Origin of the sequence: Rhizobium sp. OAE497 (genome assembly GCF_040546565.1) — a bacterium.
GTDB lineage: Bacteria > Pseudomonadota > Alphaproteobacteria > Rhizobiales > Rhizobiaceae > Rhizobium.
The window spans coordinates 764,449-791,030 of sequence record NZ_JBEPOA010000002.1; the positions used below are offsets into that span (position 1 = coordinate 764,449).

Sequence of the window (26,582 nt, forward strand, 5' to 3'; positions counted from 1 at the left end):
CTTTGATTTCCATGCCCGATAGCTACGCTCTGCGGACGAGTTGCGCCAGACGCAACGAAGTAAAAGTACCGTTGCATCAAACGCCATTCATCAATATCGTCCAGCCATGACGGAAGTCGATCTCAATCTGCTGGTCGCCCTGGATGCTCTGCTGCAGGAGCAGAGCGTCTCGGCCGCCGCGCGCCGGATGAACCTCAGCACCTCCGCAATGAGCAGAACGCTGTCGCGCCTGCGGACCGCGCTGCGCGATCCGATCCTGGTGCCCGCCGGCCGCGGCATGGTCGCCACCCCGCATGCTCTGGCTATCGCCGCAGACGCCCACGCGCTGAGAGAGGCTGTGGTCAGGGTGCTGAGCCCGGCGGCAACACTTGATATTCGCGAGATCAGCCGCGACTTCACCATCCGCGCCAACGAGGCCTTCGTGCTTCTCTACGCCGCGACCTTGAGCGCCGCCGTCGCCGGTGCTGCGCCGGGCATCCGCCTTCGCTTCGCGCCGCGATCGGACAAGGACGTGACCCCCCTGCGAGAGGCGGCCGTCGATCTCGATATCGGGGTCCTGCCCGCCGATGCCGGCGAGCTGCGCTGCCAGACGCTGTTTGAGGACCGCTATGTCGGTGTTGCCAGACACGGCCACCCCATTCTTGACGCGGGCAAGCTGACTGTCGGTGCCTATGCCGCCTGCGGCCATGTCGTCTTCTCCCCACAGGCCGATTTTGCCGGTCCTGTCGACAGGGCCTTGGCGGAGCTTGGCGCCCACCGCGAGGTCAAGCTGATCGTCCCGAGCTTTCCAGCAGTGATCGCGGTCGCCTCGACATCGGATCTGATCGGTTCGATCCCAAAGTCCTATCTGAGATCGGCCGCCGCCGACCAGGTCGCGACCTTCGACCTGCCCTTTGTCATGCCGGGTTTCGATATCGTGCAGGCCTGGCATCCGCGGATGGATGCCGATCCCGTCCATCGCTGGCTGCGGGCGCTGATCTTCGAGACATTCCGCTCGATGGGCTGATCGCCCGGTCAGGGCCTCGATGCGCTCGTCGCGCTCGCGCCGTCTCCATCCACGAAGTCTTCGACCGCTTTGATATACTGGTCCGGGTCCTGATAGATCGCCAGATGGCTGACATCCTTGAGGATGACGAGCTTGGCGCCCGGGATGGCCGAGGCGATGTAGCGGGAATGTTCCGGCAGGATGAACTCGTCATGATCGCCGACGACGATCTCGGTTGGAACGGTGATCTTGCCGAGGTCGGCGGCCGTGTAATTGGGCTCGGTGGCCCAGAGCTTTTGGATCGCCGCCTTGAAATTCGAGAAGTCGTCCGGCGTCGGCGACAGGCGCTTGTATTCCGTTTCGTCGCGCGCGCCGGCGGCGGTCAGCGCCGTCATGTCGGGGTCGTCGTTCAGGCCGTCGGGCGTGACATTGGCCGCGTGGGCGAAGAGTTTCGCCAGATGATCCGGGTGGTTCATGGCGATGTCGAGGCCGATGATCGCGCCGTCGCTCCATCCCACCAGCGAGACCTTCGGCTCCTTCAGCTTGTCGAGCAGGGCCACATAGTCCTCGGCCATCATATGATAGGTATAGGGCGCATCGGTGCGCGTTGAACGCCCGTGGCCTCTGCTGTCGGCGACGATGACTTCATGATGCTCAGAAAGCCGCGGCACTTCGAAGCCCCAGACATCCCCGGTTCCCATGCCGCCATGCACAAGAAGGATCGGATTGCCCCGGCCCTTGCCGTAGATCGCATAATACATGCGAATGCCGTTCACATCCGCCAGGCCGCTCTCGTCGGCGACGGGCATCGGCGGAGGAGGGGTGAAGACCTGCCACTTTTCGGCAGCATGTGTCCCCTGGACCGATGCAAGATGCATCAAAACGGCTGCTAATTTTGACAATGCGTGTCGAAGCATGACAGGTATCCGCAAAAGCGAGGTTTTTATTAACCTACTGCAATCTCCATGCCACGGGCGAGCCCCCGCCGCATCATCTATCGCTGATGACTAAGACATTCCGATGCGTTACCGGAGTGCCGTTCTAGGAATTGTCGCATCGCGCGACGCACAGGAGGCAGCAATGCCGGCAAACGACCTGAACGACATCCGGTATTTCACCGCTGTCGTCGCACATGGCGGCTACGCGGCGGCAAGCCGCAATCTCGGTATTCCGCGCTCGAAGCTCAGCGTCCGGGTCCAGAAGCTCGAGGACGAGCTGAGCACCCGCCTGATCGAGCGATCGACGCGCAATTTTCGGGTCACCGAGATCGGAAGAGACTTCTACGAACGCTGCGTGGCAATCCTTCAGGCCGCCGAGGATGCGCGAAACGCGGTGATCAGCGCGCAGGAGCGCCCGAGGGGTCTGATCCGGCTCGGATGCCCGATGCCTTTCGTCGATCTCGTCGTGACCCGCACCATCCAGAATTTTCTGAGCCGCTATCCTGAGGTCTCTGTCCAAGTCGTCGGTGTCGAGCACAACAGTGACCTGGTCGGCGAAGGCATCGATCTCGAAATCCGCTCAAGCCGTGAACGCGAAACGCAGTCGAGCGTCGTCATGCGGCGGCTGGCCAAGGCGTCGTCGGTCCTGGTCGCAAGCCCGGCCTTTATCGAGGAGGCGGGCGCGATCACCTCGATCACGCAGCTCGAAGACCTTCCATTGCTGACGGCGACAAGCCTCTACGACGAAGATACCTGGCAGATGACGGGTCCGAACAAGGAGGTCGCGATCGTCAAGAAGCGGGCGCGTCTCGCCTGCCGCAGCATTCCGGCCGTGCTCGCCGCGCTGCGCTCGGGCCTCGGCATCGCCATGCTGCCGGAGATAACCTGCCGTGACGATCTGGCGGCCGGCCGTCTTGTCCGCATCCTGCCGGACTGGAGCCCGGCGGATGAGGAAGTCTATCTCGCCTTTGCAACGCGCAAGGGCAACTCTCCCGCGGTTCGCGCGCTCATCGACTTCTTCGTCGAGAACGCCGAATAGGGAACACCCGGCTTCAGGCTTAAGCCGAAGGACCAAGGTGATATTGCCGGCATTTGGATAGATAGTGACAGTGCAATGCGTGGCGCTTCCGCCTGGCGCGGAGCGCTCCGGCGCCTTGAGTGCAGCGTTTGGTGGCGAGTACCCGATGACATCAGAGCCCAGTGGTATCAAGGATCACATCCTGAAAACGATCGACACGATGGAGACCCTCGGGTCATCGCAGGATTTCGGTGTCCGCAGGAAGTTCAACAGGATGATCGGCGATCAATATGAGGCGCTGATCGCGCTCAGCGCCTCCGAACTGCGCGAGATGGCCGGCGATCCCTCGCCGGATGATTTGTGAGGCATGTCATGAGACGGCTCATCGTATCGGAAGCCCTGACGACCCTGATCGTGCTGACGCTGCTCATCGGCTTCGTGCTCTACGACCATTCCGAGCCCGGCGGCTTCCTGTCGATCCGGTGAAAGCAAAAACGGCCCGGCAAGGCCGGACCGTTCCATGTCTTCACGAGATCGCGCAGGTCTTACCAGGACGCGATCAGCGCACCCTTGAACTGTTCGTTGATGAACTTGCGGATGCTTTCGTCGTGGTAGGATTCGACGAGCGTCTTGGCCCAGGGCGCGTCTTTGTCGGCGGCGCGCACGACGATGACGTTGGCGTAGGGCGACTTTTCGCCTTCGATGGCGATCGCGTCGGTCTTCGGGTGCAGGCCGGCTTCCATCGCGTAGTTGGTGTTGATGACGGCAGCGTCGACGTCATCGAGCGAGCGCGGCAGCTGTGCGGCGTCGATTTCGGCGAAGTCGATCTTCTTCGGGTTCTCGACGATATCGGCAACCGTGACCTTGATGCCCGGGTTTTCCTTGAACTTGATCAGGCCCTTGCTGGCGAGAACCAGAAGCGCGCGGCCGCCGTTGGTTGGGTCGTTCGGGATGGCGACGGTGGCGCCTTCCTTGAGTTCGTCGAGGCTCTTCACCTTCTTGGAATAGACGCCCATCGGGGTGGTGATCGTCGTGCCGATGCTGACGAGATCGAACTTGCGGTCGGCGATCTGGTTGTCGAGATAGGGCTGGTGCTGGAACGAGTTGGCCTGGATGTCGCCGTCGGCGAGCGCCTGGTTCGGCACGACATAATCGGAGAACTCGACGATCTCGATGTTGAGGCCCTTGGTCTTCGCGACTTCGGCGACCTTTTCCATGATCTGCGCGTGCTCGCCCGGCGTGACGCCGACCTTGATGTCTTCGGCAAGTGCCGAACCGGCGGCAAAGGCCGCGATCGCAGCTGCGATGATGAACTTCTTCATGGATGTCTCCTTGGTACGTTTATAGAGTATGCGAATTAGGATCAGTTCTTGCGGTTGCGCTTGTCGAAGCGCCGGGCAAGTCCGTCGCCGGCGCTCTGGACCACCTGCACCAGCACGATCAGCACCACGACGACGATCACCATCATCTCGGGATTGAAGCGCTGGTAGCCGAAGCGGATACCGAGATCTCCAAGCCCGCCGCCGCCGACGGCGCCGACCATGGCGGAGTAGCCGATCAGGCTGACGATGGTCATCGTCAGCGCCATCAGGATGCTGGGTCGCGCTTCCGCAAGCAGCACCTTGAAGACGATCTGGAAGGGTGTGGCGCCCATGGCGCGGGCGGCTTCGATCAGGCCCTTGTCGATCTCGCGGATTGCGGATTCGACCAGGCGGGCGAAGAACGGAATGGTGGCGATGGTCAGCGGCACGATCGCCGCCCAGGTGCCGATCGAGGTGCCGGTGAGCAGCCGCGTCAGCGGCACGATGGCGACGACGAGGATGATAAAGGGCGTCGAGCGCGCCGCGTTGACGATGAGGCCAAGCACACGGTTGGTCGCCGGCGCCGGGAACAGTTCGCCCTTGCCCGATGTGGCCAGGAAAACGCCGATCGGCAGGCCGATGATCGAGCCGACGATGCCGGCGACGAAGACCATCTGCAGGGTCTGCATCAGCGCCTTGGAAAGCAGGCTGAAGATCATATCAGGCGACATAGCCGAGCACCTCCGTCTTGAGGCCCGTTTCAGTATAGAACCTGTTGGCGCGGGCGACGACATCCGGGTCAGCCGAATAAGAGACCACCAGCGACCCGAAGGGCTCGCCCGATATTTCCTCGATCGCTCCCGCGAGAATATTGACGTCGGAGCCGAGCTCGGCGACCAGCCTGCCGGTCAGCGGCTTGAAGGCCGTGTCGCCGAAGAAGACGAGGCGCACCAGCACGCGGTCGCCCGCCGAAGGCTGCGGCTTGATCGTCGAGCGCAGCCATTGCGGCAGCTTCAGCGCCGAAGCGAGCAGCGTGCGCGTCGTCTCGTGCTGCGGGTTGGTATAGACGTCGAAGGTGCGGCCGGATTCGACGATCCGCCCGGCATCGATGACGGCCACATGGCTGGCGATGGTCTTCACCACTTCCATCTCATGAGTGATCAGCAGAACGGTCAGGCCGAGATCGGCATTGATCCGCTTCAGGAGCTCGAGGATCGACTGCGTCGTTTCCGGATCGAGCGCCGAGGTCGCCTCGTCCGAGAGCAGCAGCTTCGGATCGGTCGCCAGAGCCCGGGCAATGCCGACGCGCTGTTTCTGGCCGCCCGAAAGCTCCGAGGGGTAGCTGCCGGCCTTGTCGCCGAGGCCGACGAGATCGAGAAGCGGGCCGACCTTGGCGCGGATCGCCTGCTTGTCGACGCCTGCGATTTCCAGCGGCAGCGCCACATTATCGAAGGCGGTACGCGAAGAGAGAAGATTGAAGTGCTGGAAGATCATGCCGATCTGGCGGCGGAGCCCCCGCAGGCCATCTTCGCCAAGCGCGCCGACATCGACGCCATCGACACGCACCTTGCCGGATGTCGCGGTCTCCAGGCCGTTGACCATGCGGATCAACGTCGACTTGCCGGCGCCCGACCGGCCGATAATGCCGGTGATGGCGCCGCGTCCGACGGTGAGATCGACATGTTCGACAGCGGTAAACCCGCCTTCGCCTGCCGGTCCGTAGCGCTTTCCGGCGCCTTCGAAGGCGACCATCGGCACCGGATGATCGGTGCCTGCAAAATTGCCCTGGGAACGACCGGTTGATGCGGCGCCGGCAGCCAGTTCGTGGCCCGCGTGCTCAGTTGTCATGCTATGCTCTCGGAGGTTGGTCTTCAAAAACTCGCGGTTCTATAACCGCTCATGCGCACATTAGCCAATCAGGCTGCACATTCGAAGACAATCACGGTTCCGGCGCATGACAACAGGCTTTCAGTGTAGGCGGCTGGAGAGGCAAGGCGCCTCTCTTCAATGAGGGGACTTATGCCGCGCCGGGGCGGCGCTGAACAGGGATGAAATTTCACGAGGGCGGCAAAGCAGGAAAAATATTCCCGCCTTGTGATGAGTGGGCGGCCTGTGCCAAACCCTGCGAGAAGTCCGTTTTAAATAGAGAAGGGTGGTTTGATGATCGAAAGAATTGGCTTGGCGGCCCGCTGGAGCGACGCGGTCGTTGTCGGAAATCTGATTTTCCTCGCGGGCCATACGGCGGAGGAAACCCGTGGCCAGTCCGTGAAGGTGCAGACCGCCGAGGTACTCGCCAGCATGGACGACACGCTGGCGCAGGCGGGCGTCACCAAGAACAATCTCGTCAGCGTCACCATCTATCTCGCCGACATCGCGGGCTTCGACGAGATGAACGAAGCCTGGGATGCCTGGGTTGCGGAAGGCCATGCGCCGGCGCGCGCAACCGTCGAGGCACGGCTTGCCCATCCGGATATGCTTGTCGAAATGACAGCGATCGCTGCCAAGTGATCGGTGCCGGAGCGCCCGTGAAGCGCTCCGGCAGGCCGCCGTGCCGCAATGTCAGCGCTAAGCTTGTCGCTTTTCCGGAATGACTCTTTTCCGAAGGTCGCCTGATTTTAGAAAATATAATCTATAATATAAATAGACATTATGGAAATCTCATTGGGACGTCGCCGCAGGGGCTGACGAAAACATTGAGGTGACACCATGGGTATCAAGACATTGCTCGGGACGATCGGTCTCGTTGCGTCATTCATCACCGCCGCACATGCTGATGAAGCAAAGAAGGTCGTTATCGCCTATCAGACCGGCGCCGTGCCCTATCTGGTCGGCATTGCAAACGGCGATCTTGCCAAGCAGACCGGTTGGGATATCGAATTCCGCCGCTTCAATTCAGGCGCCGATATCTTCGCGGCGATCGCCTCCGGCGACGTGCAGCTCGGCGATGTCGGTTCGAGCCCCTATGCGGCTTCGGTCAGCAAGGATCTCGACGTCAAGGGCATCTACATCACGGCGGGTGCAGGCGACAGCGAAGCGCTGGTCGTACGCCCCGATATCAAGTCCGCCGCCGATCTGAAGGGCAAGAAGTTCTCGGCCGCGCCCGTTTCCACCGATCACTACCAGCTTCTCGCCTATCTGAAGCAGGAAGGTCTCACCGAAAAGGACGCGCAGGTCATCGCCATGCCGCAGCCGCAGATCGTTGCCGCCTGGAAGCGCGGCGATATCGACGGTGCCTTTGTCTGGGATCCGGCGCTGAGCGAACTGAAGAAGGACGGCAAGGTTCTGGTGACCTCGGGGGAAGTCTCGAAGCGCGGCGCGCCCGTTTTCAGCGCGCTGGTGGTGACCGGCGACTTCGCTAAAAAGAATGCCGAGTTCCTGACGAAATATGTCGGCCTGATCGACAAGTACTATGTCGATTTCGCCAAGAACCCCGGCAACTGGACCGCATCCTCCGACAACATCAAGGCGATCGCCAAGCTGCAGGGCGGTACGCCTGAGGAAAATGCCGGCTGGCTGAACACGACCGTCGTCGTTCCGCTGCAGGAGCAGGTAACGGCCGCCTGGCTGGGCGAAGGCGACAAGGGCAGCGTTGCCAAGACCCTGAAGGATACCGCCGGTTTCCTGAAGGAGCAGAAGAAGATCACTGCGGTCAAGGATAGCTACGCGAGCTTCGTCGATCCGCAGTTTGCTGCCGCAGCCCTCGCTTCGAACTGAACGTCTGACGAAATGGCGGCCCGACCCGGCCGCCATTTCACATTTACGGAAGACACGACATGCTTGAAGTCCGACACGCCACCGTGAAGTTCGATGCAGCCGACGGAAGCTCCGTCCACGCGCTCGACAACGTCTCCTTCGACGTCCCGCCAGCCTCGATCGTCGTCGCGCTCGGCGCTTCGGGCTGCGGAAAATCGACCTTGCTGAATGCCATCGCCGGCTTCCAGCCGTTGACCGAAGGCGAGATCTTGATCGACGGCGTGGCGGTTTCGCGGCCGGGCGGTGATCGCGGTGTCGTCTTCCAGAAGGATACGCTGCTTCCCTGGTCGAGCGTTCTCGACAATGTCGCGCTCGGCTTGCGTTATCAGGGCGTAGGTAAAAGAGAACGGCACCAGAAGGCGCGCGAGCTCCTGAAGCTTGTCGGGCTTTCCGATTTCGAGAACAAGCCTCCCTATGAACTCTCCGGCGGCATGCGCCAGCGCGTCGGCATCGCCCGCGCCTTGGCGACGGATCCGAAAGTGCTGCTGATGGACGAGCCGTTCGGCGCCCTCGACAGCCTGACGCGCGAAACCATGCAGCAGCTGCTCGCCTCGGTCTGGGCCGAGACGAAGAAGCAGGTGTTCTTCATTACTCACTCGATCGAAGAGGCGCTGACGCTCGGCACCCACATCCTCGTCATGTCGCCGCGGCCGGGCAGGGTGGTTGCACGATACGAGGCCGATTTCGTGCGGGAATTCGCAGGCACCGGCGAGATCGGGCCGATCCTCGCAAACCCGGATTTTGTCGCTCTCAGGGAAGAGATCCGCTCGATCATTCACAAGCCCGCGCATGACCGCCGGGCCGCTTAACGCGGCACACAAAGCAAGGATTCGACTATGAGCGTATTGGCAGAACCAGCCACGGCAGCCCGCGCGGCCTCGCCCGAGCGCAGGCCACGCGTCCGCAAACCGGCGACGGGCACCTTCGCGATCAGTGCCGCGACCCTGGTGGCACTCCTCTTAGGATGGGTGATCGCGACGCGGTACCATCTCGCCTCCCCACTCTTCCTTCCCTCACCGGGCGAAGTGCTCGTCCAGTTTCAGGCGATCGCCGCTGATGGATATGCCAACGGGACGCTTACCGAACATATTCTGGCGAGCCTAGGGCGCATCAGCGTGGCGCTCGCCTTCGGCATCGGCCTCGGCGTGCCGATCGGCCTGATCATGGGGCTGAATCGCTGGGCGAAGGGCGTGCTGAGCGTGCCGATCGACATCTACTGGGGTCTGCCGCCGCTTGCCTATCTGCCGCTGCTGATCATCTGGCTCGGCATCGGCGAATCCTCGAAGATCCTGCTCCTCAGCCTCTCTGCCTTCGCGCCGATCTGCTATGCGGCGCAAGCCGGTGTACGCTCCGTACCGCAGGAGCGCGTCAATGCCGCCCAGTCGCTGGGTGCCAACAGCTTCCAGCTCTTCACGACGATCGTCCTTCCCTCTGCGCTGCCCGAGATCCTGACGGGTCTGCGCATCGCGATCGGTGCAACACTCTCGACCCTGGTGGCAGCCGAGCTCATCGCCGCCCAATCGGGTGTTGGCTACATGATCATGTCCGCCTCTAATTTCCTGGCAACCGATGTCGTCTTCGTCGGCCTGATCGTCATCGCCATCTTCGCCTTCGCCTTCACCGCGGCGATGCGCTTCCTCGAAAAGCAGCTGGTGCCCTGGAAGGGCAAACTCTGAGATCCGGATCCGACCCATGACCGCACATGCAAATCCTCCGCTGAACTTCTTCTGGTACCTGCCGACCCATGGCGATGGTCCCTACCTCGGAAGCGACGAACGCCACCGTCCGCCGACCTTCGGCTATATGCGCGATATCGCCCAGGCAACCGACCGGCTCGGCTTCGAAGGCGTACTGCTTCCGACCGGCACCTATTGCGAGGATGCCTGGATCACCGCCGCCTCCCTCGTGCCGCTCACGGAACGGCTTCGTTTCCTCGTGGCGCTCCGCCCGGGCAGCGCAACGCCTGCCATGTTCGCGCGTCATGCCGCCGCCCTCGACCGCATCTCCGGCGGCAGGGCGCTGTTCAATGTGGTGACGGGTGCTGATCCCGCCGATCTCGCCGGAGACGGCAACAAGCTCGGGCATGGCGAGCGCTACGAGCAGACCGACGAGTTCCTGACCATCTGGCGGCGGGTTCTCTCCGGCGAAAATCCGGATTTCGAAGGCAAGTATCTCTCCTCGCACGGGCGCGGACTTTCGTTTCCGCCGGTGCAGGCTCCGCATCCGCCGATCTGGTTCGGCGGCTCCTCGGATGCGGGCATCGCTGTCGCGGCCAAGCATGCCGACGTCTATCTGAGCTGGGGAGAACCGCCCGCTCTGCTGGCCGAGAAGATCACCCGGGTCAAGGAGCGTGCCCTTGCCGAGGGGCGCAAGATCCGCTTCGGCCTGCGCATCCATTTCATCGTCCGCGAAACCGAGGACAAGGCCTGGGCCGCTGCCGACGAACTGATCAGCCGCGTCACCGACGAACAGATCGCCGAGGCGCAGAACGAATTCCTCAACGTCTCTCAGTCGGTTGGCCAGAAGCGGATGTCGGCGCTGCATCAGGGGAGCCGCGACAAGCTTGTCATCGCGCCGAACCTCTGGGCCGGTCATGGCCTCGTGCGCGGCGGCGCCGGGACGGCGCTGGTCGGGAGCCCGGAAAATATCGCGGCGCGCCTGCGCGAATATCAGGAGATCGGCGTCGAGACCATCATCGGCTCGGGCTATCCGCATCTCGAAGAGGCATTCCATGTCGCCGAGCTGCTCTTCCCGCTGATTGGCAAATCCGGCGAGAAATCCTACGGCATCGGCAAGGATAACCAGACCTTCGAGAGCGGATTGAAATCGAAGCGGACGGCGTGAGGCGCTCCTGTTCCGGTCAGCGAGGCCGGAACAGCTTCGGCCTCTGCGCCTCGAACGTCTTGCGCCCGCCTTTGCATCCGAAGATGACGCGGGCGTTTTCGCGGATGACCTGTTCGCGGTTACCGCAGTCGATGAGGATGATGTCGGCGGGCTCGCCGACGGCGATCTGGTGCATCTTTCCCAGGATCTCTGCCGCGGAGCGCTCGATCATGTCGAAGGCGAGTTGCATATCCTGGCGGCGTGAGAGCTGCGCGACATTGGCATAGAGGTTCGCCATGCGGATCAGCGAGGCGTCGCCGTAGGGCGTGAAGGGATTGAGGATGTTGTTGCTGGCGATTGACGTCAGGACGCCCTCCGAAGCGAGGAGATGCGCAGGGGCGACGCCGCGCGGTACCAGCCGGTCGAAGCTGCGGCCGTTGAGAAAGAGATCGGTCGATGGCAGCACGGTAATGGCGATGCCTGCGGTCTTCAGCTTCTGGGCCACGGCGCGCAATTCGTCCGGCGCGAGCGCCGACAGGTTGGTCATGTGGCCAAGCGAGACGCGGCCTTGATAACCGCGCTTCAGCGTCTCCTCGATGACTTCGGGCAAGTTGCTCTTTTCCGGCGACAGGTCGAAATCGAGGTGGAAATCCACGGGAACGCCGTGCTTTTCCGCAAGATCGAAGATCATGCGAATCTGGCCGTGCGGATCGGGATCGATATAGGGCGCGCCGCCAATGAGATCGGCGCCATCAGCCAAAGCCTGATCGAGCATCGCGAAAGTTTCGGGTTCATTGGTCAGGCCGTCCTGGGCGAAGGCGCAGATCTCGATGTCGACCGCGAAGGCATAGTCGCTGCGGATGCGCTTGATCGCCTCGAAGGAGCGCATTCCTGCGCGAGGATCGATCTCCACGAAGGTTCGCATCCGCATTGTGCCATTGACGATTGCTTTCTCGACGACTTGGGCGGCGCGGGCATAGACATCGGCCTCGGTGAAGCCTGCCTTGGCGACGGCGGTCTCGCGCACGGCTTCGGCGAGCGTGCCCTCGCAGATGCTGCAGCGGTCGAGGATGCAGGCCTTGTCGAGATGGATATGGCTGTCGGTGAAGCCGCAGCTCGCAAAGGCGCCCTCGGCATCGATGGTTTCGACGACTTCGCAAACGAGGTTCGATCCGATCGCCGCGATCATCCCGCCGGATATGCCGATGTCGACAGGGGCGTCCGCATCTTCGAGGCTGGCATTGCGGATGAGGAGATCGAAGAGCGGCGTCGCCATGATCAGATACCGATCGCCCCGCCGTCGCTGCGCGGATCATGTGCGCCATCGATCGTCTCGCCGATGCGGATGACGCCTGCCTGTCCGCCCAGCTGGCTGAAGGCATCGATACTGCTCACCTCGTGGCCCATCGCCTGCAATTCCTCGAAGACACCAGCCCCGGCATTGGCCTCGATCTTCAGTGTGTCCCTGACATCGGAGAAGGTGCGGCCGAGCAGGAAGCGGGGCTGCGACAGGGCCGCCAGCGGGTCGAGCCCGTGGTCGATCAGCAGCGACAACAGCAGCGACAGCGTCTGCGGCTGGCCGTCGGCGCCCTGTGTGCCGTAGAGGAGGTGCGGCCGCCCGTTCTTCAGCGCCATGCCGGGGTTCAGGGTGTAGAAGGGCCGCTTGCCGGGCGCAAGGCGATTGGGGCTCGCGGGATCGAGGCTGAAAGCGGCGCCGCGGTTCTGCCAGAGGATGCCGGTATCCCCGGCCACGACGCCGCTTCCCCAGTCGAAATAGATGCTCTGGAGCATCGAGACGCTGCGCCCTTCGCTGTCGGTGGCGGCGAGGAACGCCGTATCGCCTTGCCTGAACGGCTGCGGCCAGGGCATCGCCTTCTGTGGATCGATCGCGGCCGCCTTGGCAGCTAGGCGGGTGCCATTCAGCAAGGCCTCGCAATCGACTTCGACGAAATCCGGATCGGCGATCCCGGCGCGATGGAGGAAGGCCTGTTTCACCGCTTCGACGAGCCGGTGGTAGAAGGCGGCGCTGTCCGGCTCGAGCGCTGCCATGTTGAACTGGCTGAGAACCCCCATGATGCCGAGCGTGGTGACGCCTTGGGTCGGAGGCGGGGGCGCCAGCAGGGTCAGGCCGCGATAATCGAGCGACAGGGGTTCGGCCGTACGGGCCTTGGTTCTCGCCAGGTCCGCTGCGGTCAAAGGTGAACCGGCCGAAGCCAGCCCGGCGGCAATCCGGGCGGCAAGCTCGCCCTCGTAGAACTCGCGTGGGCCATGGTCGGCAATGGCGCGCAATGTCTTCGCCAGTGCAGGCTGGCGCTGTGTGCCATCGGCGGCGAAAGTCGCCGCAAAGCCCGGCCAGTCCGGGATTTCCATTTCCCTGAACCGGTACCAGAAACTCTGAGAGGGGCTGACGGGAAAGCCGTCTTCCGCCAGAGCGATCGCGTCCTCCAGCAGGGCGGCGAGTTTTTCTTTGCCGTTCCAGCTTTCCGCCGAATGAGCGAGGAGCGTGCCCCAGCTATCGACAAGGCAAGCCGTGGTGAGCGCCGACATCGGTCCGCGAAGCGGGATTGCAGAAACCTCGGGCGGGGTCATGGCCGCCTGGCCGATGCCGAGGAAGGACGTGGCGGTGCCGGAGCGATCGGCGACGAGCCAGATCGCATCGCCACCGAGCCCGCAGAAATGCGGATAGACGACCGAAAGCGCCGCCCCGGCCGCGATCACCGCCTCAATGGCATTGCCGCCGCGACGGAGGACTTTGGCACCGGCCTCTGCTGCAAGCCAATGCGGCGCCGTCACCATGGCGCTCGCGGACGCGGCATCGCTGCCTGATGTCTGGCGGCTTGCCATCGTCATCTGCGGATCACCACGCCGTCTTCGGCAACCAGCTTGCCGGACTTGAAGACCTTGCGGCCCTTCGGCACGCTGACGACGGCCTGCGGGATATGCTCGGCCGGCAAGGTCACGAAGTCTGCCTTGTTGCCGAGTTGAAGGCCGTAGCCTTCCAGCCGCAGCGCCTTGGCGCCTGCCGCGGTCACGACGTCGAAGGCGGCGGCCAGCTCGTCATCGGTATAGAAGCCGGAGCGGTAGCCGATGATTTCGGCCCGGCGCAGCATGTCGCCATCGCCGTAGGGCCACCAGGAGTCGCGGATATTGTCGCTGCCGCTGAAGACGGTCACGCCTGCCTTGCGCAGCAAGGCGACCGGCGGAAAATTGTGATTGCCGGGCGCATTGGTCATGATCGAAACGCCGCTCGCGGCGATCAGGTCGGCCGCCTTTCTTGCCGCATCCGGAGGCAGGTCGCCCAGCCCGTAGGCATGGCTGACGGTGACGTGGCCGGACATGCCGAGCGCCGCAGTCCGCGCACAGATCTCCTCGATGGTGAAGAGACCGAGCGTACCGGCATCATGCAGATGGATATCGACATCGACGCCGTGCTTTTCGGCAACGCCGAAGACGACATCGAGATGGCCCGTCACATCGCGGTCGAAGCTTGCCGGATCGAGGCCGCCGACGAGGTCTGCGCCGAGCGCGATGGCCTGGTCGAGGAGTTCGGGTGTGCCGGGGCTTTTCAGGATGCCGCTCTGCGGGAAGGCGACGAGCTGGATATCGATCAGATCGCGATAGTCCTCGCGGACCTTCAGGATGGTCTCGAGAGACGTCAGGCCGACCGATCCGTCGACCATGACATGGCTGCGCATGGCCGTTGCGCCATTGGCGATGCAGAGGTCGAGCTGGTTGCGGGCGCGCTCGTCCATTGGCGCGGCCTGAGCCATGTTCTGCGCCTGGAACGCGACGCGCTCATGGACGTCGAAGCCGTTGGTGCAGGGCTTATGCGGGATCCAGGCGTCGCCATAGAAGCTGGTGTCGAGATGGATATGGCCCTCGACGAAGCCGGGCACGACCAGCACGCCCCCGAGATCGACGGTACTGCCCGCGCCAGCTGCGGCGCCCGCCGGTGAAATCGCGGCGATCCTGCCGCCGGAAACGCCGATATCCGACAGCGGTCCATCGGCGAGGCGCGCATTGGTAAAGACGGTCTCGGTCTCGGCCATCTCGTTCTCCTTGTTGTTCTGCCGCCGGGCGCCTGACACTCACTCGGGATATGACCTGCAAGAGCAATGCCAGTTGGCGGCCTATGGGATGAAATATCTGCCGGGCACGGATCGCAGGGCCTGGAGACCCGCTTGACCGGCACGGTTTCGCGAGTGCTCATATATCATGTCTACATAAAAGGCAAAATCATGTATACATGATTGAAAAATAGGCGGCGCTACCGGGCGCTGCTGTAGCGCGAGAGGATGCTGCCGAGATCGGGTGCAGTCTCCGCCTCCTCGGTGATCAGCGCGCGCGTCTCCACAGATACGAGATGTTCGTCCATCAACCGTTCGGCGGCAGCGGCATCCTGCGCTTTCAGGGCGGCGATCAGGGCGGAATGCTCGCTGATGGCGCATTCGCTGGAGTGCGGGCGGCTATACATCGCGAGGATCAGCGAGCAGCGCGACACCAGCTCGAAAAGGTAGCGCTCCAACAGCATGTTGCCGGAGAGCGTTGAGAGCTTCAGGTGAAACTCGCCGGCAAGCCGGGTGGAAAGCCGCGCATCGCTCTTGGCATGCGCCGCCTCTTCCTCTTTCACGTGATTTTTCAGAGCCTTCTCGATCTCGGGCGACCAGCGCTTCATCACGCTTCTCATGGCCTCGCGTTCCAGCGAACGGCGCACGGCAAAGACATCGCGGGCCTCTTCCAGGCTCGGCCGCGCCACGGTCGCGGTGCGCTTGTGATAGGTATCGACGAGGCCTTGGGTCTGCAACTTGGCGAGCACGGCGCGCACCAGCGTCCGGCTCATCGAGAAGTGCCGGCCGATCTCGTCTTCCGGCAGCTTGGTGCCGGCCTTCAACGCCTGTTCGATAATGGCGCGCCGCAGGGCGAGGGTGGCGGCTTCGACGCGATCGGAATTCGAGGACATTGCGGATCCTGAGAAGTAATTTTTTGTATACGTTATCCCGCGTTCCCGCATACGGCAACCGGCGGCAGCCGCGCGCTGTCAGGGCCACCCCTTGAGCAGTTGTGATGCGGAACCTAGATCATCAGGAGAGAAGGCCAGGGGGAGAGCAATGCCTGATACAATGGTCGTCAAACGGGAAACCCATGTGGCCGCGCCGCCTGCGGCGGTCTTTGCGCTGCTGACCGATCCCGACAAGATCCTGCGCTGGATGGGAACCGAGGCCCATGTCGAGGCCGAGCCCGGCGGTCTCTATCTCGTCAATGTCACCGGCGCCCGCTTCGCCCGGGGCACGTTCCGCGAAGTCATCCCCGTCCATCGCATCGCCTACAGTTTCGGCTGGGATGGCAGCGAGATCGTGCCGCCGGGGTCGAGCCTCGTGGAGATCGATCTCATCGAAAAGCCCGATGGTACATTGCTGCGGCTGACCCATACCGGCCTGCCGACGCCGGAGCAGTGCGCCGGTCATGCCGAGGGCTGGGCGCATTATCTCGGCCGTCTCGCCACCGTCGTCGCCGGCAAGGATCCGGGACCGGATTCGAATGCCGGCCGCACCGGCTGAAGCTTGGATGACAGGGGCTAGCGGCCATGGCATCATCGCCGCATGAACATGCCTCCCTCCCTTGCCTGGCTGGTCGATGAGGCGAGCCATACGGCAACCCCGGAACTGTTTCTCGGTGAACTCGGCCGGATGCTGCTGGCCGAAGGCATTCCCGTCGCCCGCATGGCGCTGACACTTGCCGTGCCGCATCCGATCATCGCGCAGCGAACCTGGCTTTGGCGCGCCGCCGGCAACGAGGTGATCGAAGCGCTCGGCTTCGGCGTCTCGGCGCAGGCGGGGCGTGAATGGCTGGCCGAGATCGGCAACGCCAGGGAAGGGCTCGCCAGTGAGGCAAGCGGTGTGCGCTTCCTCGGTTGGGCGGGAAGCCAGCCGTTCAGTGCAGAGCAGCAGGCGCTGATCGACGATGCCGCGCGGTTTGCCAAGGCGCCGCTGGCGGCGATCTCGGCACGGCTGGCGGGTGCGGCGTTGCTCGAAGCCTATCTCGGCAGGCGTAGTGCCGCCCGCGTCGGCGCCGGTGCGCTGAAGCGTGGTAGCGGTGAGACCATCCGTGCGGCATTGCTTTGCGCCGATCTTCGCGATTTCACCGCCATGTCCGAAAGTGCTCCGGCGGAAACAGTCATTGCTGCGCTCGACGCTTGGTTCGAGCGGGTGACCGGTGCTGTCAACGTCTTCGGCGGCGAGGTGCTGAAATTCATCGGCGACGGCGTGCTGGCGATCTTCCCGGTGGCCGGGACGGCGCATGATGCCTGCGCGGCCGCCATCCGCGCCGCCAACGCGGCGAAGGCCGGCATGAAGTACCTGAATGCCACGCGGGAAGGCGATGGCCTCCCTTCATTGCCGTTCGGCATGGCGCTGCATTTCGGCGAAATCTTCTGGGGCAATATCGGCGCGGCGGACCGGCTGGATTTCACCGCGATCGGCCCTGCCGTCAATCTCGTCAGCCGGCTCGAAGGGCTCTGCAAACCGCTGGGACAGACGGTTCTTGTCTCCGGCGCGCTTGCGTCCGAAGTGCCGGAAGGGCTGGTGGATCTCGGCAGCCACGCGCTTCGCGGCATTGCCGAGCCGTGCCCGGTTTTTGCGCTCGGCGGCGAATGAAACGAAAAGCCGCCGCGTGTTCATCGCGGCGGCTTTCGAAGCTGACCCGGTGCTGACTTAGCTGCGCGGGTTCAGGTTCTCAGGGTCGTAGAGCGGCTTGTAGCCGACGGCTGCGACTTCGACCGGATAGATCTCGGCGAAATACTCGATGTTGAGCTTGCGGCCGACCTGGCAGTAATCCCAGGGCAGGTAGGCGAGCGCGATGTTCTTGCCGAGCGTCGGGCCGAAGGCGACCGAGGTCGTGTAGGAGCGGCGGCCGAGCTCGTCGATCAGCACCTTGCCGGTTTCCGGGTCCATGACCGGCATGGAACCGACGGGGTAGCGCTTGACGCCCGACTTGTCGGTATTCTCGGTCATGACGAGGGTGCAGAGCATTGCCGGCTGGTGCTCGCGCGCCTTGTATTCCAGGTGCTTGGCCTTGCCGCGGAAGTCGGATTCCTTGACCTTCGGACGGGCCAGATCGGCTTCCAGCAGATTATACTGGGTGAGCAGATCGCCGTTCTGCAGGCGCAGGCTCTTTTCCATGCGGCGCGAGTTCGCGTAGGTCTCGACGCCGAACGGCATGACGCCGGTCGAGCGCAGCGTATCCCAGACGGCGAGGCCGTCTTCGTACTTCATGTGCAGTTCCCAGCCCTGCTCGCCGACATAGGAGATGCGGAAGGCGGTGACCGGCTTGCCGCCGATCTCGATCGGCTTGATCGCCGCGAAGGCGAAGTTTTCGGCATCGAGGCCCGAGGGATCGGCAACCACCTTCTTCAGCGTGTCGCGGGCGTTCGGTCCCCAGATGCCGATGGTGATGTACTTCTCGGAGACGTCGGTGATGGTGACGTCGAGGCCGCGATCCTCGGCAACGCGCTTCATGTAGTGGAAGTCGCGCGGGCCGGCATCGGCGCCGTTGATCAGGCGGCAGCGGTCGGCCATGCGGATGACGGTGAAGTCCGCACGCACCATGCCCTCGTCGTCGAGGAAGTGGGTGTAGATGCCCTTGCCGATATTGGCGTCGCCGCCGATCTTTGCGGCGCAGAGCCATTCGAGCAGGTCGACATGGTCAGGACCTTCGATGTCCACCATGTGGAAGTGGCTGAGATTGACGATGCCGCAATCCTCGCTCATCGCCAGATGTTCGGCATTCGAGACGCGCCAGAAATGGCGGTTGTCCCATTCGTTCTCGCGAACCGGCACGCGGTCGGCATATTTTTCCAGCAGGTGCTCGTTGGCGGCGTAGCCATGCGCACGCTCCCAGCCGCCGAGTTCCATGAAGTAGCCGCCGAGTTCCTTCTCGCGTTCGTAGAAGGGCGAGCGCTTGGCGTTGCGGCCGGATGCATAGGGTTCGCGGGTGTGAACGGCCGGGAAATAGATCTTCTGGGCGGCTTCGTAGCAGCGGCCCTCGATGAATTCTTCCGTCAGCTGATGCGGGTAAAAGCGGGCGTAGTCGATCGAGTTATGGTCGATCTCCGTGCGGCCGTCGGTCATCCAGTCGGCGATCAGCTTGCCGTAGCCCGGGCCGTCCTTGACCCAGATGGCGACGCAGTACCAGAGGCCGCGAACCTTCTGGCTTTCGCCGCAGGAGGCGCCGCCGCCGGCCGAGACCTGCAGCAGGCCGTTGAAGGAGTGGCCTTCGTTATAGCCGAGTTCGCCAAGGATCGGCGTCAGTTCCATGGCGCGCTCGAGCGGCTCGATGATCTGTTCCATCTCGAGGTCGCGCTGCGACGGCGAGAGGCGTGCTTCGTGCTTTTCGAGAAGATCGCGCGGATGGCACATGCGTGGGTTGGTGGTCTCGTAATAGCCCCACTCGATCTGGCCGCCTTCGGTGGTGGCCGGATCGCCCGTGTCGCGCATATAGGCGGAGTTGCCCTGGTCGCGCAGCAGCGGGAAGCCGATTTCCTTGCCGGTGCCCTCGAATTCGTTATAGGGGCCGAAGAAAGTGAGCGGGTGATCGACCGGCATGACCGGCAGGTCCTCGCCGACCATTTCGGCGATCAGGCGGCCCCAGAGGCCAGCACAGACGATGACGTGATCGGCCATGATCGTGCCGCGATGGGTGACGACGCCCTTGATGCGGCCGCCTTCAACGATCAGCGACTTCGCCGGCGTGTTGCCGAACATCTTGAGCTTGCCGGACTTTTCGGCAGCATCGACGAGCTTGCCGGCGACCGTCTGCGAGCGCGGAATGACGAGGCCGGCGTCGGGGTCGAACATGCCGCCCTGAACCTGGTCTTCCTCGATCAGCGGGAACATTTCCTTTATCTCGGAGGGCGAGACGTAGCGGGCGTTGGTGCCGAAGGCCTTGGCGGAGCTGAGCTTGCGCTTGATCTCTTCCATCCAGGTGTCGTCGCCGGTGCGGGCAACTTCCAGGCCGCCGATACGGGCGTAGTGGCCCATCTTCTCGTAAAAATCGATCGAGTACTGGGTCGTCCAGACGCTGAGATAGTCGTGGCTGGTGGTGTAACAGAAGTCGGAGGCATGTGCCGTCGATCCGATATCCGTCGGGATGCCCGATTTGTCGATGCCGACAATGTCGTCCCAGCCACGCTCGATCAGGTGATGAGCGATCGAGGCGCCGACGATGCCGCCGAGACCGATGATTACGACTTTAGCCTTGCTTGGAAATTCCGCCATCACTTGAACCCTTGAACCTTGGTGCGCCGAATCTAATACAGGCCGAAACGGCACTACAGTCGATCCACGACAATAAGATGTAGCGATCCGCCAAGGGGCTTGTCTATTCGAGACGCGAAGCCGCTGGCTCTTTTGCGACATCTGCATGCAGCCATGGCATTTGAGACGAACAGCGGTATGTTTGTAACAGGATCGCGGGAGACATCGCGCATCCATCCATGAGCCAGGCAGGGAGGAGCCAATCTCATGACATCAGACGATCCGGTGGTGATCGCCGGTATGGCGCGCACGCCGATGGGCGGCTTTCAGGGCGACTTCAAGGACGTGGCGGCGACGGAACTCGGTTCGGCGGCAATTCGGGCTGCGATCGAGCGCAGCGGACTTTCAGTGGAGGCGATCGGCGAGGTGCTGATGGGATGCGTGCTGCCGGCAGGGCAGGGGCAGGCCCCGGCCCGTCAGGCCGCACTCGGCGCCGGATTGCCTTATGACTGTGGTGCCGCGACCATCAACAAGGTCTGCGGCTCCGGCATGAAGGCGGCGATGATCGGCCATGACGAGATTCTCTCCGGCAGCCAGTCGGTGGTCGTTGCCGGGGGCATGGAGAGCATGACCAATGCCCCATACCTCCTGAAGCGCGCCAGAAGCGGTTACCGCATGGGCCATGGCGCCATCCACGACCACATGTTTCTCGATGGCCTGGAGGATGCCTATGACAGGGGCCGCTCCATGGGCACGTTCGCGGAAGAATGCGCGGAAGCCTACCAGTTCACCCGTGACGCTCAGGACCATTATGCCATCGCTTCGCTCGACAAGGCAAAACGCGCCGTCGACGGCGGGTTCTTCGATGCCGAGACGGTGATATTCCAGGTGCAATCCGGAAAGGCCAGCCGCGAGATCCGCCGGGACGAGCAGCCGGGCAAGGCGGATCCGGCCCGCATTCCCTCGCTGAAACCCGCGTTTCGCGATGGCGGCACGGTGACGGCCGCAAGTTCGGCCTCTATTTCCGATGGTGCGGCGGCGCTCGTCATGATCAGGCGTTCGGAAGCGGAGCGGCGCGGTTTGACGCCGATTGCCGTCATAGCCGGCCATGCGACGCATTCGCAGGCACCCAATCTGTTTACGACGGCGCCTGTCGGCGCGCTGCGCAAGCTGTCGGAAAAGACCGGCTGGGCGCTCGGCGATGTCGATCTCTTCGAGATCAACGAAGCCTTTGCCGTCGTGCCTATGGCGGCGATGCACGATCTCGGGCTTCCGGCTGAAAAGGTCAATATCCACGGCGGTGCTTGCGCGCTCGGCCATCCGATCGGCGCTTCGGGCGCCCGCATCATCGTGACGCTGCTCTCGGCCATGCAGCGTTATGGTTTGAAGCGCGGCATGGCTTCGCTCTGTCTCGGCGGCGGCGAGGCGACGGCCATGGCTTTCGAGCGGATCTGAGGAGGGAACATGCGGCTCGACGAAACCCAGATCCAGATTCGCGACATGTCCCGCGCCTTTGCGCAGGAGCGGCTGGTGCCGGGTGCCTCCCGCCGCGACAAGGAGCACAGTTTTCCGCGCGAGGAATTGCGGGAGATGGGCGAGCTTGGCCTGCTCGGCATGCTGGTTCCGGAGGAATATGGCGGCTCGGAAACCGGCGCGATCGCCTATGCGCTGGCGATCGAGGAGATTGCCGCTGGCGACGGCGCCTGCTCGACGATCATGAGCGTCCACAGTTCGGTCGGCTGCGTTCCGATCCTGCGCTTCGGCAGCGACGAGCAGAAGCAGCGCTTTCTGCCGAAGCTCGCATCAGGCGAGTGGATCGGCGGCTTTGCCCTGACCGAACCGCAGGCGGGCTCGGATGCCTCGAACCTGAAGACGAGAGCAGAGCGGGACGGCAGCGACTATGTCATCACCGGCGCCAAGCAGTTCATCACCTCAGGCAAGAACGGCGACGTGATCATCGTCTTCGCGGTGACCGATCCGGCGGCCGGAAAGAAGGGCATCACCGCCTTCATCGTGCCCACGGATACGCCGGGTTACGAAGTCGTGCGCGTCGAGGACAAGCTCGGGCTGCACGCATCCGATACCTGCCAGATCGCCTTCAACGGCATGCGCATCCCGGCCGCCCTTCGACTGGGCGAGGAGGGCGACGGCTACAGGATTGCGCTCGCCAATCTCGAAGGCGGCCGCATCGGCATTGCCGCGCAGGCGGTCGGCATGGCGCGAGCGGCATTCGAGGCGGCGCGCGATTATGCCCGTGAGCGAACCGCTTTCGGCAAGGCGATCGCTGAGCATCAGGCGATTTCCTTCCGGCTCGCCGAAATGGCGACGAAGATCGAGGCGGCGCGTCAGCTCGTCCTGCATGCGGCGGCTTTGAAAGAGGCCGGCGAGCCGTGCCTCTCCGAGGCGTCGATGGCGAAGCTCTTTGCATCGGAGATGGCCGAAGCGGTCTGTTCGGCGGCGCTGCAGATCCATGGCGGCTATGGCTACATGTCCGATTATCCGGTGGAGCGCATCTACCGCGATGTCCGCATCTGCCAGATCTATGAGGGCACCAGCGACGTACAGAAGATGGTGATTGCGCGGAACCTTTGAGGCTCAAATGCCGATTTGGGGTTGCACTTTGCCGCGAGTGTGGAAATGACTGCACGCTAATATGTTGCTTTGATCCCGGAACCAGGCGGACCGTTTGCCAATGTCAGATTCCACCCAGAACCTCTCTGCCATCGACATCCTGCGGACCCGTTCGCTTGCCAATGTCGTGCAGGCCGAGATCGAGCGGATGATCATCGACGGTGAGCTGAAGCCGAACGAGCGGGTCAACGAAAACGGCCTGTCGCAGCGCCTCGGCGTCAGCCGCGGACCGATCCGGGAGGCCTGCAGCGCGCTCGCCGCCATGGGGCTGATCGAGATCATCCCGAACCGCGGCTTCTTCATCCGGGCGCTCAGCACCGACGAGGCGCTGGATCTGTCGGAGGCCCGCGCCGGCGTCTTCGGCTGCATGGCGATGATGCTTGCCGAGCGGATCACCGATGCGGAGCTTGCAGTGCTGCGCGGCCTGATCGAAAAGATGGAAGAGATCGTCGCGCTCGGCGACCTCCATATCTATTATCCCGTCAACCTCGAGTTCCACAAGCAGATCGCCGGCATGGCGGGGAACCTGCGGCTGGCCGCCACCTATCAGAGCTTCGTGCGCGAGCTGCATATCCAGCGCTACCGCGCGCTCTCCGGCCCCGACATGCTGCATGTCTCGAACGAAGAGCACCGGGCGATCGTCGATGCGCTGGCCGCCCGCGATCCGGTTCGGGCGCTGATGACGGCGCGCACCCATATCCTCAACGGTATCATTCGCGCCCGGAATGCCGGCGAAGCGCGCAAGGGCTGACTAGCTCCGCCTTTCGCAGGGCGACTATTCATCCTGAAAATTGTTGACAATCTACAATTTGAAACGCAAGGTCGCCCCGACAACGAGGGAGGCATTGCATGGAAAGTCATCTGGTCATCGGTATTCTCAATGGAGACGATATCGGCCACGAGATCGTGCCGGCGGCAGTGGATGTCGTGAGGGCTGCAGCTGAAAAGACCGGGCTGAAGATCGACTGGCGGCCGATGCCAATCGGGCGGACGGCGCTCGATACGCATGGCTCGACCTTCCCCGAGGGAACGATGGAGACGCTCGCCAGGATGGATGGCTTCATTCTGGGACCGATCGGCCATCAGGCCTATCCGAAAGTGCCCGGCGCCATCAATCCGCATCCGATCATGCGCAAGGGTTTCAATCTCTTCGCCAATGTCCGCCCCACCAAGTCCTTTCCCGGGCTCGGCGCCATCTATGACGATATCGATCTGGTGATCGTCCGCGAGAATAACGAGGGCTTCCAGCCGGACCGCAATGTCGTGGCCGGCTCGGGTGAATTCCGGCCGACGGAGGAGATGACCATCTCTGTGCGCGTCATCACCCGGCTCGGCTCCTCGCGTGTGGCGCGGGCCGCCTTCGAGATCGCCCGGCAGCGCAAGAAGCGGCTGACGGTCGTGCACAAGAACACCGTTTTCAAGCTCGGCTGCGGCATGTTCGTCGAAGAGTGCCATCGCGTCGCCAAGGAATTTCCTGATGTGACGGTCGATGAGGTCATCGTCGATACCATGGCGATGCGGCTGATCCGCGATCCGCAGAGCTTCGACGTCATCGTCACCACCAACATGTTCGGCGATATCCTGACCGATGAAGCGGCGGGTCTGGTCGGCGGTCTCGGCATGGCGCCCGGCCTTTGCATCGGCGAGGGCAATCTCGCGATGGCGCAGGCGACGCATGGCTCGGCGCCCGACATTGCCGGCAAGGGCATCGCCAATCCCTTCGCGATGATCGAGTCGGCCCGGATGATGATCGAGTGGCTGGGGCATAATCGCGGCATCCCGCAGGCGGTCGAGGCAGGGGCAATCATGGAAAGGGCGATTGCCAGAGCGCTCGCCAATCCCGAGACCCGCACGCGCGACATCCGCGGTACTGCCGGCACGGACGGGATGACGCGCGGCATCATCGCGGCACTCGGCTAGCGGTCAGAAACCGGTCAGCTGCGGCCAGCAATGGGCAAGGGCCGCAGCCGTTCCGCCAAGCGCGAGAACGGCGACCACCGGCATTTTCGGTTTCCAGTAGAGCAGGCCGCAGGAGAGTGCGGCGATGACAAGCGCCAGCACGCCGCCTTCTGCGACCCGGAACAGCGAGATGACACCGGCGATGATCAGACCGGTGCCGATCGGCGCCAGCCCCTCGCGCATGGCGCGGTGCCACTCCTTGTCACGGTGGGTATTGGTGAGCCGGAAGACGGCGTAGCAGAGCAGCGACGAGGGCAGGAACAGCGCCAGCGAAGCGATCAGCGCGCCGAGCCAGCCGGAGACTTTCCAGCCGATCACGGTGGCGAGCATCGTGCCCGGGCCGGGCGCTGCCCGCGACACGCCGAAGAGATGCAGGAACTCCGCCTGTGTCAGCCAGCCATGCACATTGACTGTCTCGTTCTGCAGCCCGGCGATGATCGCCGCGCCGCCGCCGATCGATGTCAGCGAGAACGGGATGAAGACGAGGGCGAGGCCGATGAGGGGATTGTCGCGCATCTACCGTCTCTTCCAGGCCAGCGCGATACTGAAGGGCGCGATGGCGAAAACGACAGGGATCAGCGGCCATTCCAGCACGCCGACCAGAAAGGCTGTCAGCGCGATGACGATGGCGGCCGGCGGAAAGCGGATCGCACGGCGGCTTCCCTGGATGCAGGTCAAAAGCAGAAGGCCGATCGCGGCGAAGGCAATGCCGTTGAAGACGACGGGAAGAAGCTCGTATCCCGCCAGCAGATCGAAGAGCCTGTAGAGGCCGATCACCGCGAAGAACGGGCCGACGAGAAAGCCGGTGAAACAGGCGATGGAGCCGAGTGGGCCGCGCAGCTGTTCGCCGAGGCAGATGACGAGATTGACGACATTGGCGCCGGGCAGCATCTGCGAGATCGCCAGGCTGGTCGAGAAATCCTCGTCGCTGACGAGCTCCTTGCGCAGGACGAATTCCTGGTAGAGCCATCCGGAAAGACCGCCGCCGAAGCTCAATATCCCGACCTTGAAGCAGAGAAGGAAAAGGGCGGCGAGGCTCGGCCGGTCCGCCGGCCGCAGGGATTCCGGTACAGACATCCTACGGGTCCATCATGCGCTTGAGCCCCGGCGGCGATGCGCCGGGGAACGTTGTTCAGACTGTTTCCGCGAGTCGCGGGCGATCGGTCAAGGCAGGAAGGCGCCGCCGTTGATATGCAGCGTCTGGCCGGTGGGTGAAACGCGCCTGCATGCTGGCGAGATAGGCAACGGCTGCCGCCACCTCTTCCGGCGTGCCGCGCCGTCCGACCAGCGTGCGCGTCGTCTTGTGATGGGCCGGATCGCCCGCCTTGGTGTGCTCGCGATTGGTCTCGATCATCCCCGGCGAGACAAGGTTGACGGTGATGCCGTCAGGGCTGAGTTCCTGAGCCAACGCCTTGGTCATGCCATCGAGACCGGCCTTCGCCGAGACGACGTGGACGCGGTTGACCGCACCGGTATAAGCGGTGAGGCCGCCGATATTGATGATCGCGCCGCTGCCGCCCGCCCGCAGATGCGGGATCGCCGCCCGGCTCATCAGGAAGGCGCCGTCGAGCGTGACGCTGATCACGTCCCGCCAATCCTTGTAGGACAGTTCCTCGACCGGCGCTTCGCGGCGGATCGCGGCATTGTTGACGAGAATGTCCAAGCGGCCGAGCGCCGAGGCGGCTTCGGAGACCAGCCTTGCGGCATCCGCCTCGCTCGCGACATCGCCCATCAGCACCTTGGCCTTGACGCCGAAAGCCTCGACCTCGCGCGCGACCGCTTCCGCGGCCTCCCTGTCGGAGCGGGCGACGATGGCGATCGAGGCGCCGGCCTCGGCGAGCGCCAGTGCGATGGCGCGGCCGATATTGCGGGAGGCGCCGGTCACCAGTGCGGCGCGGCCCTTGAGACCGAGATCAGTCATGA

At 63.5% G+C, this 26,582-nt stretch carries 26 protein-coding genes; 14 read left to right on the plus strand and 12 right to left on the minus strand.

Annotated features, from left to right (window positions below):
• The first annotated feature begins 106 nt into the window (after positions 1 to 106).
• A complete protein-coding gene (locus tag ABIE40_RS23085; RefSeq protein ID WP_199628340.1) occupies positions 107 to 1,006 on the plus strand; it encodes a LysR family transcriptional regulator in 900 nt (299 codons plus the stop codon).
• 8 nt (positions 1,007 to 1,014) lie between these two features.
• Here ABIE40_RS23085 and ABIE40_RS23090 read toward each other — a convergent pair whose 3' ends face one another.
• A complete protein-coding gene (locus ABIE40_RS23090) occupies positions 1,015 to 1,863 on the minus strand; it encodes an alpha/beta fold hydrolase (protein WP_354541122.1) in 849 nt (282 codons plus the stop codon).
• 202 nt (positions 1,864 to 2,065) lie between these two features.
• On the opposite strand from ABIE40_RS23090, the gene ABIE40_RS23095 reads away from it, so the two are divergent.
• Positions 2,066 to 2,962: a LysR substrate-binding domain-containing protein gene (locus tag ABIE40_RS23095; RefSeq protein WP_112711274.1), complete on the plus strand. Its 897-nt coding sequence runs from the start codon at positions 2,066 to 2,068 to the stop codon at positions 2,960 to 2,962.
• 145 nt (positions 2,963 to 3,107) lie between these two features.
• Positions 3,108 to 3,305, plus strand: coding sequence for a hypothetical protein (locus ABIE40_RS23100; protein ID WP_112711273.1), 198 nt, complete (start codon positions 3,108 to 3,110; stop codon positions 3,303 to 3,305).
• A gap of 181 nt (positions 3,306 to 3,486) precedes the next feature.
• Here the strand turns inward: ABIE40_RS23100 and ABIE40_RS23105 are convergent, their stop codons facing one another.
• Genes ABIE40_RS23105 through ABIE40_RS23115 form a run of 3 tightly spaced genes read right to left on the minus strand, consistent with a single transcriptional unit; the run spans position 3,487 to position 5,994 of the window.
• A complete protein-coding gene (locus ABIE40_RS23105; RefSeq protein ID WP_112711272.1) occupies positions 3,487 to 4,263 on the minus strand; it encodes a MetQ/NlpA family ABC transporter substrate-binding protein in 777 nt (258 codons plus the stop codon).
• Positions 4,264 to 4,304: 41 nt separating this feature from the next.
• Complete coding sequence (locus ABIE40_RS23110; RefSeq protein WP_112711271.1) at positions 4,305 to 4,973, minus strand: methionine ABC transporter permease; 669 nt, start codon at positions 4,971 to 4,973, stop codon at positions 4,305 to 4,307.
• Positions 4,963 to 5,994 carry a methionine ABC transporter ATP-binding protein gene (locus ABIE40_RS23115; protein WP_502944823.1) on the minus strand — a complete coding sequence of 344 codons (1,032 nt, stop codon included), beginning with the start codon at positions 5,992 to 5,994 and terminating at the stop codon, positions 4,963 to 4,965. Before ABIE40_RS23115 ends, ABIE40_RS23110 begins: the two co-directional genes overlap by 11 nt.
• A 408-nt stretch (positions 5,995 to 6,402) precedes the next feature.
• On the opposite strand from ABIE40_RS23115, the gene ABIE40_RS23120 reads away from it, so the two are divergent.
• From ABIE40_RS23120 to ssuD, 5 genes are all read left to right on the plus strand, one after another.
• A complete protein-coding gene (locus ABIE40_RS23120; protein WP_130281724.1) occupies positions 6,403 to 6,750 on the plus strand; it encodes a RidA family protein in 348 nt (115 codons plus the stop codon).
• A 198-nt stretch (positions 6,751 to 6,948) separates the two neighbouring features.
• A complete protein-coding gene (locus ABIE40_RS23125) occupies positions 6,949 to 7,956 on the plus strand; it encodes a taurine ABC transporter substrate-binding protein (RefSeq protein ID WP_199628337.1) in 1,008 nt (335 codons plus the stop codon).
• Between the two features lie 59 nt (positions 7,957 to 8,015).
• Positions 8,016 to 8,804, plus strand: a complete 789-nt coding sequence (locus ABIE40_RS23130; RefSeq protein WP_199628336.1) for a taurine ABC transporter ATP-binding protein — start codon at positions 8,016 to 8,018, stop codon at positions 8,802 to 8,804.
• 27 nt (positions 8,805 to 8,831) lie between these two features.
• Positions 8,832 to 9,671: an ABC transporter permease subunit gene (locus ABIE40_RS23135; RefSeq protein WP_130281718.1), complete on the plus strand. Its 840-nt coding sequence runs from the start codon at positions 8,832 to 8,834 to the stop codon at positions 9,669 to 9,671.
• A gap of 16 nt (positions 9,672 to 9,687) precedes the next feature.
• Positions 9,688 to 10,839 (plus strand): FMNH2-dependent alkanesulfonate monooxygenase, encoded by a 1,152-nt coding sequence (gene ssuD / locus ABIE40_RS23140; RefSeq protein ID WP_199628335.1) that lies wholly within the window; start codon positions 9,688 to 9,690, stop codon positions 10,837 to 10,839.
• A gap of 16 nt (positions 10,840 to 10,855) precedes the next feature.
• Here the strand turns inward: ssuD and ABIE40_RS23145 are convergent, their stop codons facing one another.
• From ABIE40_RS23145 to ABIE40_RS23160, 4 genes are all read right to left on the minus strand, one after another.
• Positions 10,856 to 12,094, minus strand: coding sequence for an amidohydrolase family protein (locus ABIE40_RS23145; RefSeq protein ID WP_199628334.1), 1,239 nt, complete (start codon positions 12,092 to 12,094; stop codon positions 10,856 to 10,858).
• A gap of 2 nt (positions 12,095 to 12,096) precedes the next feature.
• Complete coding sequence (locus ABIE40_RS23150) at positions 12,097 to 13,668, minus strand: gamma-glutamyltransferase family protein (RefSeq protein ID WP_199628333.1); 1,572 nt, start codon at positions 13,666 to 13,668, stop codon at positions 12,097 to 12,099.
• Positions 13,665 to 14,867: an amidohydrolase family protein gene (locus ABIE40_RS23155; RefSeq protein ID WP_199628332.1), complete on the minus strand. Its 1,203-nt coding sequence runs from the start codon at positions 14,865 to 14,867 to the stop codon at positions 13,665 to 13,667. The genes ABIE40_RS23150 and ABIE40_RS23155 overlap by 4 nt, the downstream gene beginning before the upstream one ends.
• Positions 14,868 to 15,085: 218 nt before the next feature.
• Positions 15,086 to 15,778, minus strand: coding sequence for a GntR family transcriptional regulator (locus ABIE40_RS23160; protein WP_199628331.1), 693 nt, complete (start codon positions 15,776 to 15,778; stop codon positions 15,086 to 15,088).
• Between the two features lie 148 nt (positions 15,779 to 15,926).
• Between ABIE40_RS23160 and ABIE40_RS23165 the strand changes: the two genes are divergently transcribed.
• Together ABIE40_RS23165 and ABIE40_RS23170 are read left to right on the plus strand one after the other, a co-directional pair.
• On the plus strand, positions 15,927 to 16,376 hold the full coding sequence (locus ABIE40_RS23165; RefSeq protein ID WP_199628330.1) for an SRPBCC family protein: 450 nt from the start codon (positions 15,927 to 15,929) through the stop codon (positions 16,374 to 16,376).
• A gap of 42 nt (positions 16,377 to 16,418) precedes the next feature.
• On the plus strand, positions 16,419 to 17,471 hold the full coding sequence (locus ABIE40_RS23170; protein ID WP_199628329.1) for an adenylate/guanylate cyclase domain-containing protein: 1,053 nt from the start codon (positions 16,419 to 16,421) through the stop codon (positions 17,469 to 17,471).
• A gap of 57 nt (positions 17,472 to 17,528) precedes the next feature.
• Here the strand turns inward: ABIE40_RS23170 and ABIE40_RS23175 are convergent, their stop codons facing one another.
• On the minus strand, positions 17,529 to 20,090 hold the full coding sequence (locus ABIE40_RS23175) for a GcvT family protein (RefSeq protein ID WP_199628328.1): 2,562 nt from the start codon (positions 20,088 to 20,090) through the stop codon (positions 17,529 to 17,531).
• Between the two features lie 246 nt (positions 20,091 to 20,336).
• On the opposite strand from ABIE40_RS23175, the gene ABIE40_RS23180 reads away from it, so the two are divergent.
• The 4 genes from ABIE40_RS23180 (at position 20,337) to ABIE40_RS23195 (ending at position 24,620) form a co-directional block, all read left to right on the plus strand.
• A complete protein-coding gene (locus tag ABIE40_RS23180) occupies positions 20,337 to 21,524 on the plus strand; it encodes an acetyl-CoA C-acyltransferase (RefSeq protein WP_199628327.1) in 1,188 nt (395 codons plus the stop codon).
• 9 nt (positions 21,525 to 21,533) lie between these two features.
• The gene (locus tag ABIE40_RS23185) at positions 21,534 to 22,661 is read left to right on the plus strand and encodes an acyl-CoA dehydrogenase family protein (protein ID WP_199628326.1); all 1,128 of its coding nucleotides are present in this window, start codon (positions 21,534 to 21,536) and stop codon (positions 22,659 to 22,661) included.
• 100 nt (positions 22,662 to 22,761) lie between these two features.
• Positions 22,762 to 23,451: an FCD domain-containing protein gene (locus tag ABIE40_RS23190; RefSeq protein WP_199628325.1), complete on the plus strand. Its 690-nt coding sequence runs from the start codon at positions 22,762 to 22,764 to the stop codon at positions 23,449 to 23,451.
• A 98-nt stretch (positions 23,452 to 23,549) separates the two neighbouring features.
• Positions 23,550 to 24,620: an isocitrate/isopropylmalate dehydrogenase family protein gene (locus ABIE40_RS23195; RefSeq protein ID WP_199628324.1), complete on the plus strand. Its 1,071-nt coding sequence runs from the start codon at positions 23,550 to 23,552 to the stop codon at positions 24,618 to 24,620.
• Between the two features lie 3 nt (positions 24,621 to 24,623).
• Here ABIE40_RS23195 and ABIE40_RS23200 read toward each other — a convergent pair whose 3' ends face one another.
• The 3 genes from ABIE40_RS23200 to ABIE40_RS23210 are packed head-to-tail and all read right to left on the minus strand — an operon-like array spanning position 24,624 to position 26,580.
• Positions 24,624 to 25,175 carry a chromate transporter gene (locus ABIE40_RS23200; protein WP_199628323.1) on the minus strand — a complete coding sequence of 184 codons (552 nt, stop codon included), beginning with the start codon at positions 25,173 to 25,175 and terminating at the stop codon, positions 24,624 to 24,626.
• On the minus strand, positions 25,176 to 25,736 hold the full coding sequence (locus ABIE40_RS23205; RefSeq protein ID WP_199628322.1) for a chromate transporter: 561 nt from the start codon (positions 25,734 to 25,736) through the stop codon (positions 25,176 to 25,178).
• A gap of 55 nt (positions 25,737 to 25,791) precedes the next feature.
• Positions 25,792 to 26,580, minus strand: a complete 789-nt coding sequence (locus ABIE40_RS23210) for an SDR family NAD(P)-dependent oxidoreductase (RefSeq protein WP_354541123.1) — start codon at positions 26,578 to 26,580, stop codon at positions 25,792 to 25,794.
• Positions 26,581 to 26,582: the final 2 nt, after the last annotated feature.